The 14,590-nt window shown below is 52.8% G+C and carries 13 protein-coding genes and 1 pseudogene; 7 read left to right on the forward strand and 7 right to left on the reverse strand.

Annotated features, from left to right (window positions below; translation table 11 throughout):
* Positions 1-90 precede the first annotated feature (90 nt).
* The 4 genes from ACFOFO_RS23755 to trbB all read right to left on the reverse strand — a co-directional run bounded on the left by ACFOFO_RS23755 (position 91) and on the right by trbB (position 4,427).
* Positions 91-2,583, reverse strand: a complete 2,493-nt coding sequence (locus tag ACFOFO_RS23755) for a VirB4 family type IV secretion/conjugal transfer ATPase (RefSeq protein WP_390333132.1) — start codon at positions 2,581-2,583, stop codon at positions 91-93.
* Between the two features lie 100 nt (positions 2,584-2,683).
* Complete coding sequence (gene trbD / locus ACFOFO_RS23760; RefSeq protein WP_390329703.1) at positions 2,684-3,022, reverse strand: conjugal transfer protein TrbD; 339 nt, start codon at positions 3,020-3,022, stop codon at positions 2,684-2,686.
* An 18-nt stretch (positions 3,023-3,040) separates the two neighbouring features.
* Positions 3,041-3,385, reverse strand: a complete 345-nt coding sequence (locus ACFOFO_RS23765) for a TrbC/VirB2 family type IV secretion system protein (protein ID WP_390333135.1) — start codon at positions 3,383-3,385, stop codon at positions 3,041-3,043.
* Positions 3,386-3,416: 31 nt separating this feature from the next.
* On the reverse strand, positions 3,417-4,427 hold the full coding sequence (trbB, locus tag ACFOFO_RS23770) for a P-type conjugative transfer ATPase TrbB (protein WP_390333139.1): 1,011 nt from the start codon (positions 4,425-4,427) through the stop codon (positions 3,417-3,419).
* 167 nt (positions 4,428-4,594) lie between these two features.
* Here trbB and ACFOFO_RS23775 point away from each other — a divergent pair, with 167 nt between their 5' ends.
* Together ACFOFO_RS23775 and pilM are read left to right on the forward strand one after the other, a co-directional pair.
* Positions 4,595-5,587 carry a hypothetical protein gene (locus ACFOFO_RS23775; protein WP_390329710.1) on the forward strand — a complete coding sequence of 331 codons (993 nt, stop codon included), beginning with the start codon at positions 4,595-4,597 and terminating at the stop codon, positions 5,585-5,587.
* A 5-nt stretch (positions 5,588-5,592) separates the two neighbouring features.
* Positions 5,593-6,042, forward strand: a complete 450-nt coding sequence (pilM, locus tag ACFOFO_RS23780; RefSeq protein WP_390329713.1) for a type IV pilus biogenesis protein PilM — start codon at positions 5,593-5,595, stop codon at positions 6,040-6,042.
* A gap of 433 nt (positions 6,043-6,475) precedes the next feature.
* Here pilM and ACFOFO_RS23785 read toward each other — a convergent pair.
* The 3 genes and pseudogenes from ACFOFO_RS23785 to ACFOFO_RS23795 form a co-directional block, all read right to left on the reverse strand.
* Positions 6,476-7,876 (reverse strand): annotated as a pseudogene (locus tag ACFOFO_RS23785) (IS1182 family transposase).
* 286 nt (positions 7,877-8,162) lie between these two features.
* The gene (locus ACFOFO_RS23790; protein WP_390333140.1) at positions 8,163-9,266 is read right to left on the reverse strand and encodes a DUF4357 domain-containing protein; all 1,104 of its coding nucleotides are present in this window, start codon (positions 9,264-9,266) and stop codon (positions 8,163-8,165) included.
* Between the two features lie 597 nt (positions 9,267-9,863).
* Positions 9,864-10,994, reverse strand: coding sequence for an HNH endonuclease (locus tag ACFOFO_RS23795; RefSeq protein WP_390329717.1), 1,131 nt, complete (start codon positions 10,992-10,994; stop codon positions 9,864-9,866).
* Positions 10,995-11,135: 141 nt separating this feature from the next.
* Here ACFOFO_RS23795 and ACFOFO_RS23800 point away from each other — a divergent pair, with 141 nt between their 5' ends.
* The 5 genes from ACFOFO_RS23800 to ligD all read left to right on the forward strand — a co-directional run.
* Positions 11,136-11,351 (forward strand): recombinase family protein, encoded by a 216-nt coding sequence (locus tag ACFOFO_RS23800; protein WP_390333143.1) that lies wholly within the window; start codon positions 11,136-11,138, stop codon positions 11,349-11,351.
* Positions 11,352-11,356: 5 nt separating this feature from the next.
* Positions 11,357-11,518 carry a hypothetical protein gene (locus tag ACFOFO_RS23805; protein WP_390329721.1) on the forward strand — a complete coding sequence of 54 codons (162 nt, stop codon included), beginning with the start codon at positions 11,357-11,359 and terminating at the stop codon, positions 11,516-11,518.
* A 97-nt stretch (positions 11,519-11,615) separates the two neighbouring features.
* A complete protein-coding gene (locus tag ACFOFO_RS23810) occupies positions 11,616-11,735 on the forward strand; it encodes a phosphoribulokinase (protein ID WP_390329722.1) in 120 nt (39 codons plus the stop codon).
* Positions 11,736-11,743: 8 nt separating this feature from the next.
* Complete coding sequence (locus ACFOFO_RS23815) at positions 11,744-12,448, forward strand: hypothetical protein (protein ID WP_390329725.1); 705 nt, start codon at positions 11,744-11,746, stop codon at positions 12,446-12,448.
* Between the two features lie 160 nt (positions 12,449-12,608).
* Positions 12,609-14,590, forward strand: a 1,982-nt coding sequence (gene ligD, locus ACFOFO_RS23820; protein WP_390333146.1) for a non-homologous end-joining DNA ligase, incomplete at its 3' end; no start/stop codon positions are given.

A 14,590-nucleotide genomic window follows, 5' to 3' on the forward strand; every position in this document is an offset into this window, starting at 1 on the left:
TTATTATAGCATAATATCGCAATATTGCTATATTCCATGTGTTTTTTATTGCACTGTTCAAACGAAAATGAACTGAACCGCGACGCCGCTTTAAGCGGCCTCGCGGAGTTCGTAATCAAGCACCGTAGCCCAGCGCTCCAGCCCCCTACCCCACGGCTTTCTCGCATTGATCCTGAGCCATTCCGCAGGCCACGATTTGCCATGCGTCTCCATCAAGTGCCGCGCCATAGCAACATCTTCCTTTCCTGAAGCCCCCACGAACGACATACACACCGGCCCCAATCCCAGCCGGAACATCCGCCGCCCGAGGGAAGATAGATAGTAATAGTCCTGTTTCGGCGTCGCATAGGCAAGCATGTCAATCTGTCGCTCATTCATACCGATCAATCGGTATTGCTCATTGCAGGATTCGTTAATTCTTGCCTCTGCATTCGGCAATAATATTTTGGTCAGGCAGCTCTGGTAAATGACATCACGAATCGGGCTATTTCCAACGTCGGAAATGGACTGCGTTGCAAACACGACTGCGCAGTTGGCCTTTCGCATCACCTTTAGCCACTCTCTGATTTTCTCTTGGAATAGCTTGTGTGACAGCATTAACCACGCCTCATCAAGCACCAACATGACAGGAGAACCGTCCAACTGACGCTCGACGCATCGGAACAAATATAGAAGAATTGGGACGACGTGCATTTCGCCCATATTCATCAAGTGTTCCATTTCGAATACCGAAACGCGGTCAAAGTGCATGCTATCTGAGCGAGCGTCCAAAATCTGATTGCCGCCGTCAAGGGTATAAAACTGTAGTGCCTGTTGCATTTTTTCGTCTTGCAACGTCGCGACAAAATCCGTCATCGTCCTGCGATCGGCTTCTGTTGACGCCAACAAATTCATCGCATCGCGGATCATGATTCTATGTGCAGACGTGACCTTGAAGCCCTGCAGCTCCAGCAGAACTTCAATGTACCCCTCCGCCCAAATCCGCTCGCTGGCATTATGCACGCGCGCCAGGGGGCAAAACGCATATTGCTGATGCTCGCCGCCGATGTCGTAATAGGTTCCGCCAAGCGCATTGCAAAGCACGAATGACGAATAGCCCTTTTCAAATTTAAACAGCTTCGCGTTCTTGTAGCGCAAATGTTGCGCTTCCATAAATTCCAACAAGGTTGATTTGCCGGCGCCTGTCGGCCCGAGAATTAACGTGTGACCGACATCGCCCACATGGAGAGACACGCGGAATGGTGCATTGCCTGTGGTAGCGGCATAAAACAACGGAGGACTGTTCTTGGGATAGAACGGGCATTGATTGCGTTTCGGTCCAGGCCATGCAGCGGTAGTCGGTATCAGATGGGTCAAATTCAGCGAGTGGATCATTGGCTTTCGGACATTTTCATAACCATGTCCAGGCAAACTACCCAAATAAGCTTCGATCGAGTTGACGTCTTCCAGCCTTGTGACAAATCCCAAATTTCGGATCAGCGTTAGGCACTCGACCACGCTTTCATCCAGAACCGTGCGATCTTCATCCATAAGCACCACAACGCTTGTGTAATGACCGAATTTCACCAAGCCCGATTGCGCGGCCGACATTGCCGACTGCGCATCCACCATCATTTCCAGTGCATCCTCATCAACTGAGCCAGTGTTTGTATTCATCATCTGGTCTTTGACGCCACGCACTTTTTGCTTCCACCGTTTTCTCAGCCGATCCGAAATATTGCGCCCTTCTTGAGCCTCAAGAAAAATGAACCGAGAGGACCAGCGGTACGAAATCGGAAGCATATTCAGTGCCCCTAAAATTCCCGGCACACTGGCCGAAGGAAACCCTTCGATAGTCACAATACGAATATTTTTCTTGCCAATTTTTGGATTGTTCCCGCCCGTAAAATCCTGACTGCCAATAATCGAATCGGCGTAAATCCCAGGCTTAGGCACCACGATGTTTTGCATGATGCCAGTGGCACAGTAATGCAAATAGCCCATCAGATCATCAACCACAACCTTTGAGCCGTCCACTTCATTTATCCGATCATGGCAACGCATACGCGAAATGTCTTCAAAGACAGAGCGAAGCTGTGCAAACGCTTCGGCAATAGCCCGCTCGAATTTCATCAAAACATCGTCGTGGACTGTGCGCGTCGCCACGGATACGTCGTCGCTCTCGTCGTACATCATCGCCTTCGCTTTGCTTTCAAAGCGTGAGGGCGGCAGATAGGTGAACACGATCGCATACAGACTTTCGTGATGTCCACCCTCTTGGTTATATTGCTCTCGACGTTCCGCATCCATCAATCGCGCAACAGGAAAAGAAAAATCACCTTCTTCGGGATAGCCAATCGCGGAAGACCTGATCGCATCGACGTGGATCATCCAACCGGAGCCGAAGCGCGCCATCGCGGCATTAAGCCTGGCGGCAACCGTTTCCAATTCTGGATTGGTAGCGGATTCGGTGTCGGTCCCGCGATAATAAAAGCCGGCGATCAGCTCCCCCCCCTTGCCCAACATTACGCCGTCAGCCACCGGACTCGAATACCGTAGCAAGTCAGCAAAGCCCTGCGCGCTGTCGCGGTATTCGATTTGCATACCCGACTTCCCGGACCAGAGGGAAAAAAGCACCAAGCCAAAAATGCAGCAACTTATTACAACCCAAAATCCCATCACGGCCTCCCTGCCTATACCGACATCATTTTTTAAAATCTTTTATCGCTGGCAATGACGCGTCAAATCGGCCACGCGCAGGATAGAAAGCCTTGTATTTTTTCGCACGCTGCAACACTTCCCACATTTGCGAATCCGCCAAAGCCATACGGCGCAGCATATAGATCATCACGAGCCACAAACTACCGCCAACAGGCACACCCCACCAGATACCGTACCGCATGGTCAGCATGTAGCCCATGTAACCCGCGAACATCATGCTCACGATCACCAGAGTGCGCTCGCCGCCCATAAACAACATTGGGCGAACGAGTGATTGATGAATCGCTACCTTCGTCAATTCATTCCGATGGTTAGCACTCATAAATCATTTCCTGATCGATTAGCAGGCAGCGCCGGCAGCGCCCATTTTGGCCGCAATCCAACCCACCAGGCCGGCACCGCCGATCAAAACCGTGACGCCCATCACAATAGTGACCAGCTTTTTAGACATACCCGCGATCTCTTCACCCCACAGGAAGGAAGCGCCGGCCGCAAAAAATGCCACCGTTGAGATTGCCAGCGCAGCAGGACCGCGCAAGGCATTAGCAAAGCCACACAGCGGACCATCCCACGGCATCGATCCGCCAGCCGTTTGCGCGAGTGCCAAGCCACCATAAACCATGCACCAGACACCCACCCAAAATTGAGTAGCAGACATTTTTGGTTTTTTAAATAAGCGTTTCATCGTTTTATTCCCTATGAGTTAAAAAAATTAGTTAAAGCGTTTCAACTTCGTATTTTTGCGCCACCTTGTCATACCCCTTTACCCGCAACACATTTTTAACCATGCGTCTTCGCTGCCCGGTTTCCTCCTTCTCGATATAAACCAATACGTTGACCGCCTGGGCGATGTTCCACGGCTTTGCTCTTCTATTTGGATTCTCTTCAATCAGATCCTCAATCCGCGTCAATCCCTCCACGGCGGAATCGGCATGAATGGTGCCCAATCCACCAGGATGACCGGTATTCCATGCCTTTACCAAGGCGTGCGCTTCCGGCCCTCGGACCTCGCCAACAATGATTCGACCGGGACTGCGCCGCATTGTATGGCGCAGCAAGTCTTCCATGTCGTAGACCTTTGGCACCGTCATCAATGCTTCGTAATTTGCCGCGTTACACTGAATTTCATCGGTGTCCTGGATCAACATAATCCGATCGGCGGGTGTTTTTTTGGCGACTGAATCTAGCATCGCATTCAGAAACGTCGTCTTCCCCGAGCCGGTACCGCCGACAACCATTATGTTTTTCCGGTCTTGGATGGCGCGATGTAAACATGCCATTTGCTCAGTCGTCAACGTGCCTTTTTCGAGATAGTCTTCCAGCGTGAATACTGCGATCGCCTTCTTGCGGATATTGAAACTAGGCGCAGGGGAAAGTGGCGGGATGGAACCTGAGAAGCGGCTACCATCGAGCGGCAATACTCCTTCAAGGAAGGCATTTTCCGCGTTGACCACTTTTTTTAACAAGGCCGCAACGGAGGTCATAACCTTCATGGCCTGTGACGGGCGCACAGCGTAGTCCGACCGAATCACGGCAGAACCGAACCGATCGATCCATACGGTGCCATCGGAGTTCACCATAATTTCAGCAACTTTGGGATCGTCTAACGCGGCACAAATGATTGGTCCAAGATCACGTCGCAAACCGTCCTTCAGGCGCTCTATGCCTTCATCGCGCATGGTCGCTGCATTATTTGGTGGCGCATCCGAAGCAGCCGCGTTACCCATACATCACCCCTTTCTTGATCCCTAAACAGCATTCCAACGTCAATAATGCTATGACTTTTTCAAAGTATAATGCTATTATAATATCAGAGGCAAGAAGTTATTTTTGTTTTTTTCGCAGCATTTCCAACGTCGGAAATGGCCGGCGTATCTCGATACAGGAACCCAATATGAAACGCACATTTTTAGCGATCGCCATCACTGCAGTACTGTCGACTTCTGCGCAAGCTGCGTTCACCGTAGATGAAGACGCGCCACACATTACAGCGGTAGCGCCGGCACCCATACCGAGGCAAATTGAAAAAGCGGCCGACATCAGTTTCGACGTGACCTTTGTACCATCCCACTCCTGGATCAACTTCGGCGGGACAAGAGTGTTGAAGGAAAATGTCGATGAAATGAAGGCGTCGGATGAAATTAAAATCGTGACCTACCGTACCGCCAACAGCAACGCAAATATCCAAAAATTGCGCGGGCAAGCTATCAAGAACTGGCTTTCAACGAATGGCATTCCAGCCTCAAAAATTGTCGTTACGAATGAAATAGAAACGCTTGCTCCAAGCGATCCTAGCGCCAATACCGCCGTCGTCACCCTCATACAAGCAAGAATTTCGGCGCCGTCCTATGCCACCACCGCTCCCCGCTATTTGAAGACCTCTTACGTGGCGCCGACAGCATCGATCAGCGCAACCCCGAGCACACCAAAACCTACCGATTCGACCAAGAGCAGCGGATTGATAGACGACCGCATGAAACTCACTCTCGCGCAAAAAATTATTTCTATGTCTCAGAACAAATTAATTAAGCCAGAAGATGCGGTAAATATGCTTGCGGAGATATTGAAGATGCAGGACCAGATCCCGGCCTCTGCGCGTGAAGCTGTCATGACCGACCCCGCACCGCCGCTCATCCTGGTCGACCTGCCGCGCGCATGGATTTTGGACGGCAAAAAAACTTTGCATGACAATGTGCAAGCGTGGGCGAAAATTGCAAAATGGGACCTTCCGGTCTGGAGTTCCACAACCGCATTCCAAATCAGCGACGCGACGTTGAATGGTACGTTCCTCGATGTTATTGGCCAATTGGCGAATGCTGTTCCTACCCTGGACTTCAAAGCGAATAGAACGATGCGTACTTTGAGCGTCCAAGACGCCAGGAAATAGCAGCCATGTACTTCTTCGCTCTCATTGCATGCATGACCATCTTCCTCGGCGGTATTGTTACCAAGACAGATATATTAACTAATCAAAATCAAGCACGCACCGAAGCGACAGCAATTGCCGGAAACATGATGCTGTATAGGAACTATGTGGTTTCCTATTCCCGAGCGAACCAAGGAATTTCAGGGACGGTGGCGGATGCGTCTTTGAACTTACCCACATGGTTCAATCGCAATTCGCGTTTGATGAATTACATGAATGCGGGCAAGGGATATGTGTACTACACGCCCACTCGGAGCGATCTCGCGTACCAGGTAGCGAAAGGTTTGGGCGCTTCGATCAATGCAGGAATCAAGACCAACGGAAACCTAATCAGCCCGTTCAGTACGACAAATACCTCTACGCCGATTGCCGTTCCTGCAGCAATACCAGATGGTAGCATTGTCATTATTCCCTAGTTGTAACGGCTCGCGTTTCAAACCGGTCATGCTCGCGTTTTACGCACATTTCGGCTCAAATTAATTGCAAATGAAAAGCCGCTCGGGCTCACATTAACTGCAAATGTGCTTGCATTTATCGGCGTCGGCTCGCATTTCATTGTGGCGTGCTCGAATTAATTGCAAATGAAATGCCTGATTCCAAGCTATCCAAAATCAATAGATGCAGTGGTGACTGCCCGCAAACTGTGAACAGCTAACGACCCAGGCTGTGTAAAAACGTAAAAATTGGTTCGTGTGCCGCCAGGCTGAACTTTCTGGGACAGGCATGCCCCGTAAATCATTTTTGCCGCGTCGCCAACAAATCGTACCGCGCTCAAGAATTTTTATGCCGCGTCGCCTAGTGGCCCCATAAGGCCTTCAATTTGACGTTATTGTTAGTGATAAAAGGACCTCAGGTCCTCACCGCTCTCATCAGGGCGCCGAGACCCAATATTTTCATCATGCGCCAAGTTGTAGGCTAGGACATGCAAGCTCATCTCGGTCTTCACGTGATCAAAGCCTCTCGTCAGAAAGTGCGTCCAGCCCATCCATGCCTTGATGGTGCCATACGGATGCTCAACGGTTGAACGACGAACGCGCATCGTGTCTGGGGCTTGGTCCAGACGGGTCTGCATTTCATCAAGCACGCCCTGGTGCTCCCATCGCGCTACTCGGCGCTGCGGACTTGGTGTGCATTTTTCCTTGAGGGCGCAATCTTTGCAATTGGAACTCCAATAGCGGTGGTTCTTCATACCCGCTTCAACGGTGGCAAATCGCCAGATCAACGCCTGACCTGCTGGACAGCGATACTCGTTTTTTTGTGCGTCATAAATAAAGTCGGCTTTATCGTATCGTCCGTCGGCCTTGGCGTTGGAAGTCCGGCATCATGACATGCCAAGATTTCCTCGCCCTTGAAATAGCCACGGTCTGCAATAGCGGTCAGCGTTTCCGTTGCCATAGCTACGCGTGCTTGTTTCGCCATACCAGAAAGCTGGTCCCTATCGGAGACCGAATTCGTGACCTCGTGGGCGACGATCAGATGATGTTTCGTGTCAACGGCAGTCTGGACGTTGTAGCCGACGATGCCGATGCCACGGGTAATCATCGAACGTGCATCGGGATCCGTTAGCGAGATCTGTGTGTCGTCAGATGCGTCAAGCCGGACTTCGATCTCCTTGAGTTCCTTCATCCGCGTTTTTAATGTTGCGATCTTCTCTTCAAGCCGCACGCTCTTCGCTCGCGCTACCGCAGGTTCCTGCCGATCGGCAGTATCGAGCGCGACCAGATAGCGAGCGATGCTCGCCTCGATCTGCTCCATCCGTCGTTTCAGTTTGTTGCTGCTGAAATTGCGGTCGCAGTTGTTGACGGCCTTGAATTTGCTGCCGTCAATGGCAACGATGGCGTCGGAGAACAGGTCCAACTGTTGGCACAGCACGATGAACTGGCGAGAGACATTACGAATGGCTTTGCCGTTATCCTTACGGAAGTTGGCGATGGTCTTGAAATCCGGTGTCAACCTCCCGGTCAGCCACATTAGTTCGATATTGCGCTGCGTCTCGCACTCAAGTCGTCTGCTCGATTGGATGCGGTTGAGGTAGCCGTAGACGTAGATCTTCAGTAGCACTGCCGGGTGATATGAAGGCCGGCCTGTCGCAGCCGGATTGACTCCATCGAACCCAAGGTCTGCGAGATCGAGTTCATCGACAAAGACATCGATCACACGGACCGGATTATTTTCTGTGACGTAGTCATCCAAATGCTCTGGAAGCAAAGTGCCTTGTGTGCGTTCTTCGCCTTGAACAAACCGTTTCATCTGCGTGCCTCAACGTTGATGATATCGCTATTCAACGTTTCAAAACTGACCTCGTTTACATCGGAATCCAGAAATTCCGAATTTATGGGAGGCAACGGTGGCGCTTCGTTTTTACACAGTCTGGACCCTGAGGCGACATAGCCTGACGGAGAAAGCGGACGCTCAACATCCGTGCTTCAAGGCAAAGAACAAGACCTGACCTTTGACCCGCTGCTTGACCGTTACCTACCCTGGGCCACGGAGCCGACCGGGGGCTGCGGAGCCCCCAACCTCTGTTCAACGCGAGTTAGCGGAAATATTTTTCGAATTCGGAGTTCATCACAGCAACAAGGTGAGCGATGTCTTCAATGAAATGCTCCTCCGTGTGCCTGACTCCGGATTCGTAGTGGGAGTAAATTTCAATGAGTAACTGGTCGTGGCGTCTGCGGACGGGTGCTCTGGCAAGCGTTCTTTCGCCGACGCGCCACGTCGGGTTGCGTCCGAAAGCGGATCGGTGTACATCTTTGAGCGAGTCATGAATGGCCCGACTCCGATAGGAACCGGGGGGGGCAGCGAAAGGGTTCTTAAGGAGGAAGGACTCCTTGGCGTGTTGCAGCTGCTCGTTTGTCAAGTCGCCCGGAGGTTCTCCGCCATAGAAGACGAAGAGCTCCCAGATGGCGATCTGATGACCACCCGCTGCACACTTGCAGATTGCGAGGTGCTCTCGGTAGGCCTTGAGTGATGCAACACGGGTCCAAGGAACCCGGTGGGTTGCGGCACCGCGACCTGCGGCCGCTCTTAGGATTATCGAATCGATTACGCAGACCGGTGGTGGATTTGTAAGGAATCCGTGGCACCACATGTGTTTGAGGACTAGCGACAGGCTCTTCTGCGCGTGAGCAATACGGTAGCCGCATTCTGATCGGTCTTGGCCTGCGGTGAGTGTGCCAGTATTACCTGGTGGTGGCGCACCACTCCTGTCTGTAGGATTCGCAAGGGTGTTAGCCACAGAGCCTTGTCGCGGCTTAGCGAGCTCTTTGACGATTGTCAAGGGGTGCTCTTCAACTGGTGGTTGGTTGATACGGAGAGTGTCCAGCAATTTGCCACCGTCCACAAGGTGCCAAACTTTCCATCCGCTACCAGTCTTGCCATCAGCAAAAACGCGTGCGCCAGAGGGCGAGAGTCCGCAGATGTCGTGAACAACCTCTAGTCGATCATCCGTCCTAACCCGGATATCACCGGCAGCGATCCGCTTGCCAACATCGCGATAGTTTGCGGCGATATTACTCGGAGGAGTCACGGCAAGGTCGATATTCAGGATCGATCCTCTGAGGATCGTTACCTCATTGGTTGCATCATTGAAGCAACCCCGAGCGAACTTGTCCTTGTGGTAGATATCGTGGATGGCCATGTTAGGAATTAGGTTTCGGAAGTAACTCAGTGATCAAATTGTATGTTGGTCCGACCGTCCGGTTTTCGCCCTGAGTCAGTCGTCAAGGGGAATTTACCATTTGTACCATATCGGTACACCCATGCGAGGCACTGCCATCGAGACGCTTTTCGCGTCTCACATGGGTTGATACGGCACATTCGAGACATCGTCGCCCGATTGTCTAGACCTCAACGGGACGATATCCATGGCCTTCCGGTATTTGCATTTAGCGCGAGCATGCCACCGTAGAATGCAAGCCAGCGCCGTCGATTGCAAGCTCATTTGCAGATAGCGTGAGCACGGGCGCTCCGTCATTTGCAGTTAATTCGAGCCGAAAACGGCGTCGAATGCGAGCGCCCGTTTTCAAACGCGAGCCGTTACATGTAGCGGCCCGAGAACATAAATCGCAGGAATTGAGAACATCCGTTTTTCGGGACCACATTAGCTGAGAATATCCGGGCGCTCTGGCCCACATTAATTGAGAATGAGACCATATTAGTTGAGAACAGCCCGATTACATCGGTCAGGAACCACATTAATCGAGAATGAAAAATGTTGCTCATGTGCTATGTCCGATTACTGCAAGCGTTTGGCATGCAACTGGCGATGGTGAGCCAGGAACGTGCGCTGTTGGGCTGACGGCGGGCAACGCAACGCCTTGGGTAAGCCGAGAAGCTGCCGATCGACTTGCCCCAGCTCGTGAGACATCAGCATTTGGCCGTCGTCGGCAAACGAGATCAGGCCCCGGTCGAACAGAGCGTCGAGATTGGCCGAGAGGAGAAGACCATTGTGCGCCGTCAGTCGCTCCTTTGCCGTGCTATCGGCCCATCGCTTGATATGGGAAGCTCGGAGGATATCTGGCGTGGTCAGACCGGACACTGCACACGCCCTCTCCCATGCCACCATAAGGTCTTCCCGGAACTGCCCCTGACCCCGGCGACCCTGCACAAGGGCCAGTTTGGACGTGATTGGGTCCCGTCCTGGCGGTAAGTCATCCCACCGACTAGGTTCTTCAGGTGCCACGTTAATCGCGTCGCCCAAACGTTGCCACACATCGTCTCGTTCAAGGACGGGAACGCTGTTCATGATTCGGCCGGCTGCCTCCGCATCGAGCAATGTGTACCGGCCAAACATCGTAAGCAGCTTGCTCTTTCCGGTGATTGCGACAGGGTCCAATGTAACGGGTCGGTCCAACCACAAGTAGAACGCCGCCGGGCAAATCCAGTTTGGTACCCAGTACTTGTCGCGCCGCCAAATGCGCAAGAATTTTTTGCGATCCTCCTCGTAGCATTGCTTGACCCTCTTGACGGCCCAAGCATCTTCACAAAGATCGTCCAGCCGCAATAACTCCCCTAGCCGCTCGCGCTCTGCCTTGAGGGCATCGGCTCCATGGTCGGTCGAGTTGGTGCCGACCAGGTGGGTGGCGTTGCCCGCTATGCCGACGAGCTGCTGTACGCGGTCATGTGATGCGGTCATGAACACGAAGGTTTGTCCGACGTTATCGGCCACGGGCGCGTTGCCGACGCCCTCTGTATGAAATGCCTGAATGACCTGGCCGTTCTCAGTGAAGCGCAGGCGGGGACTATTGTTCCATTCCTCGTGCCCGTAGCCGGTTTCTTTGGGAAAGCCAGATGTTGCCCTTACGCCTGAAGGCCTGACATAGTTGTTCGTATTCCACAAGATCGGTTTCAAGACAAATAGCGCCATATGACCTCGCGTGTTGATTACCTTCAGCCGCCAGCATGGCGGACCACAATTATGTGCTTGAACTTATGCAGTTCGGCAAAACGATCGTTTTTCTGCACGAGGCCGACTCGGCTTAATTGTGGCCACAACTGCCAATTTTCCGTGCAAAATAGCAGTGCACAAAAACAACGTTCGATTTACTCTACAGTGGTGAGTATGTTAAACAAACGCTTCGGCGTCATTGCGAAAGCTTCGCCCATGATCCTTGGCTATGCCCGCGTCAGCACCCGCGACCAAACCGTCGCCCTGCAAGTGGATGCACTGCGGGCGGCTGGCTGCGCGAAGGTACTCACCGAAGTTGCCAGCGGCGCGATTTGAATGCCATGGGCGCGCGCCTGATGCGCAATGGGTACAACGTCAAGCAACTGACCGACACCTTGGGCGTCAAGCCGCGCGAGGTGCGTTCCTTTCTCGCCGGCCAGCTCGCGGCCGAACGCACGCAGGAACTGCATGATCGGCTGTTGGCGGCGGGCGTGCCGCTATGATGCCGGGTCATTCTCAGTGAATGTGGTCCCGAAAAGCGGATGTAATCGGGTCGGGGCGCCGATGTTATCGGGCCGCTACAGGTACAGGTTGAAGGATATGGTCGAGCAGTTCGACGCCAAGCCTGCGGAAATCCGCGCACTGTTCAACAACAAACTCGAACCGGCACGCACTGCGGAGCTGCGCGACCGGATGCTCGCCGCTGGACTGCCCATCTAATTTTGCTCATGAAATTCAAACAATTTTCAGTCGCCTCTTGCTTTTCTTCCTTCATGCTTCCGCACGTCCTCTTCATTGGTGAATTGGAGGCGCGGAAAAAAGCGACCATGAGCTGCTGCCTTGCTTGGAATATCAGCCTGTTCCCTGACGCCGAACAGGAGGACCACATCGAGCGGATTTGGAAAATGGTCGAGGCCGACAACCGGGACGCACCGCCTCCCGGTTTGGAACAGGGATTCAAGCAAGACCTGCGCATGCTGATCGCACAGAAACAGGAGCTGTTTCCGTGGGCGCATACGAACATTCCCAAGGCAGACTTGATCGGGGCCGGCAGCCACGACATCTTGAGGATTGCCACCGGCACTAGCGATGCCGAGGAAATAAAGGTCATCACTTGGCCGGACCCGATTGGACTACCGCTCATTATCGACTTCCTGCGCGGTATTCAGCAGGATACCGCTGACCAGGTTGGGCTGTTGGACCAGGCCAAGCGCATCCCTCGATCGTTCAGCGACATCGAGGCCACCCAGATGACGACTTCGTACTGCGTGCAACGAGCTGATTTGGTCGGCTACCACCGCATTCTGACGGTTTGGCGTGACACGCAGCCAGCACCGAGCGTCAAGCGCGTTATCGGCCACTGGCTAGGCGTGCTTGACGAAATCGAGGCTGATACCAAGGCCGTGCTGAACATCCTGGTCAGTTGCAGATAATGCTGGTTCACGCGACGATGGAATGCAGGTCGGCGCGGATAAATGCAGGTTCGAATACAGCTAATGCTGGTTTGAGGGTGCCTTCATTCCTGGCCGAGAATCGCCTCAAATGCAGGTTGGGTCCGTTTCAAATGCAAGTCACTACACATAGTCATAAATCATGATTGGACGCAGCCACAGCTCTAACCTTGATACTTACGCCAAAAAGCGTGACTTCACTGCGACCCCTGAGCCTGCAGCTAATCTCAAAATTCGCGCAGGCCCCCTCTTTTTTGTTATTCACGAACATGCTGCACGCAACCTTCACTACGATTTACGTCTTGAACTAGACGGCGTTTTGAAGTCGTGGGCCGTTCCTCACGGTCTTCTTATCAAGCCCGGTGAAAAACACCTCGCCGTGCAAACCGAAGATCATCCGATCGACTATGCGAGTTTCGAGGGCGTCATACCGCCTAAGCAGTACGGCGCCGGCAAGGTCATTGTTTGGGATTGCGGCGTGTATTCGCCGGATACGGGCGGTGCCTATTCCTTTCATGACCGCGAGACCGGGCAGGCGCGTGTTCGAGATGCGCTTGAGGAAGGCAAACTCAGCTTTACATTCGCCGGTACAAAGCTCAAAGGCTCGTATGCATTGATACGCACAGTGAAAGGCTGGCTTCTGATTAAACACTCTGACGGCATAGGCCCGGTCGACATCGAGCTAGAACGGTCTCCGCTTTCCGGGGAAACGGTGACGGCTGTCACGGCGTCAGTTCCACGGCTACAGTTGACACAGATGATGCCTTCTGAACCCCAGGAGCCAACGCCGACAAAGATCGCGGTAATGGCGGCGCAAACGGCTGAGCAAGCGTTCTCACACCCTGAGTGGCTATTTGAGCCAAAGCTAGACGGTTACCGTATGACGGCCTACTTGAACAACGGGAACGTAAAGCTTCTTTCTCGTGGGGGAATCGATTACACAAAATACTTCCCGAATATAGTGAAAGAGCTTGCCAGGCAGCCTGTTCAGCCGTCCGTACTGGATGGGGAGATAATTGCATTCGAGAATGGCCGTCCATCTTTTTCAGCTCTACAGGGGATCACCAAATTCGTGTTGAAAGATGACAAGGCGCATAGCTGCGTCTTTTACTGTTTTGATATTCTCCATGCGGTCGGTGTGAACACGCGCCATGCCGCTTACCTAGATCGCCGCCGTTTTCTAAAGCAATGCGTGACACAATCCGATCACGTAAAAATCGTCCATGCTGAGCAGGATGGTCTCGCGCTCTATCAGGCTGCCATCGAGACGGGGCTTGAAGGGGTCATGGCGAAGAAGAAATCCAGCGTCTATAGCGTCGGTGCGCGTTCACCGAACTGGCTCAAAGTCAAGCCGATCCGCACAGCCGAGTTTGTTATTGTGGGCTATACGACGGGGAACCGAGGGAGTTTGGGCGCGTTGCTGCTGGGTTATTGGGACAAAGCTACGCTGCAATACGTCGGGCGTGTCGGTACCGGATTCGACACGCGAACCATCTCAATGCTGCTTGGCAGATTGCAGCCGCTAACAACTAAAAATTCACTTTTGCCTGACAACGCGGTTCGCGCGGCCTTATGGGTCAAACCTGAACTGGTTGCAGAAGTAAGTTACTTTGAGCTAACCAAAGAGAACAAGTTGCGGCACCCGGTCTTTGTAAAACTGCGTGAGGATGTCGATCCTCGTATGGTCTCTTTGCCTTCTGCAAAGCCGGTATCGCCCCCGGGCAGCAGTGAAGTGGACGCCGATGAAATTGCGCAGTTGTTGAAGCAGCTTGGCGAGAGTGATGCGAAGTGCATCTTGAAGGTTGGAGGCCATCAGATCGTGCTGACCCAACTGGATAAAGTGATGTGGCCAGCGCACAAAAAATACAAGGCGCTAACGAAGCGGGATCTCATTCACTACCTGGTGAGCGTATCTCCCTATATGCTGCCGCACCTTCGGAACCGGCCGGTTACGCTGATTCGCATGCCGGAAGGGATCGGGGGGGAATCCTTTTTCCAAAAGCATCTCGATCAGAAGCTGCCGCTTTTCATGGAAACCGTCGCAGAACCGTCAAAGGCGAAGACAGCAAAACCACTCCTGCTTTGCAACAATCTGGCCAGTTTAATATGGCTGGGGAACCTGGG

This window comes from Pseudundibacterium arcticum, assembly GCF_042646465.1.
In the GTDB taxonomy this organism is placed as follows: Bacteria; Pseudomonadota; Gammaproteobacteria; order Burkholderiales; family Burkholderiaceae_D; genus Undibacterium_A; species Undibacterium_A arcticum.

Bases quoted from the DNA above. Each gene is read 5' to 3' on its own strand.
- trbD (WP_390329703.1), bottom strand. From the start codon at position 3,022: ATGAGTGCTAACCATCGGAATGAATTGACGAAGGTAGCGATTCATCAA.
- ACFOFO_RS23815 (WP_390329725.1), top strand. From the start codon at position 11,744: ATGAAATTCAAACAATTTTCAGTCGCCTCTTGCTTTTCTTCCTTCATG.
- ACFOFO_RS23755 (WP_390333132.1), bottom strand. From the start codon at position 2,583: ATGCAAATCGAATACCGCGACAGCGCGCAGGGCTTTGCTGACTTGCTA.
- trbB (WP_390333139.1), bottom strand. From the start codon at position 4,427: ATGGGTAACGCGGCTGCTTCGGATGCGCCACCAAATAATGCAGCGACC.
- ACFOFO_RS23775 (WP_390329710.1), top strand. From the start codon at position 4,595: ATGAAACGCACATTTTTAGCGATCGCCATCACTGCAGTACTGTCGACT.
- pilM (WP_390329713.1), top strand. From the start codon at position 5,593: ATGTACTTCTTCGCTCTCATTGCATGCATGACCATCTTCCTCGGCGGT.
- ACFOFO_RS23790 (WP_390333140.1), bottom strand. From the start codon at position 9,266: ATGGCCATCCACGATATCTACCACAAGGACAAGTTCGCTCGGGGTTGC.
- ACFOFO_RS23795 (WP_390329717.1), bottom strand. From the start codon at position 10,994: ATGGCGCTATTTGTCTTGAAACCGATCTTGTGGAATACGAACAACTAT.
- ACFOFO_RS23765 (WP_390333135.1), bottom strand. From the start codon at position 3,385: ATGAAACGCTTATTTAAAAAACCAAAAATGTCTGCTACTCAATTTTGG.
- ACFOFO_RS23810 (WP_390329722.1), top strand. From the start codon at position 11,616: ATGGTCGAGCAGTTCGACGCCAAGCCTGCGGAAATCCGCGCACTGTTC.
- ACFOFO_RS23805 (WP_390329721.1), top strand. From the start codon at position 11,357: ATGGGCGCGCGCCTGATGCGCAATGGGTACAACGTCAAGCAACTGACC.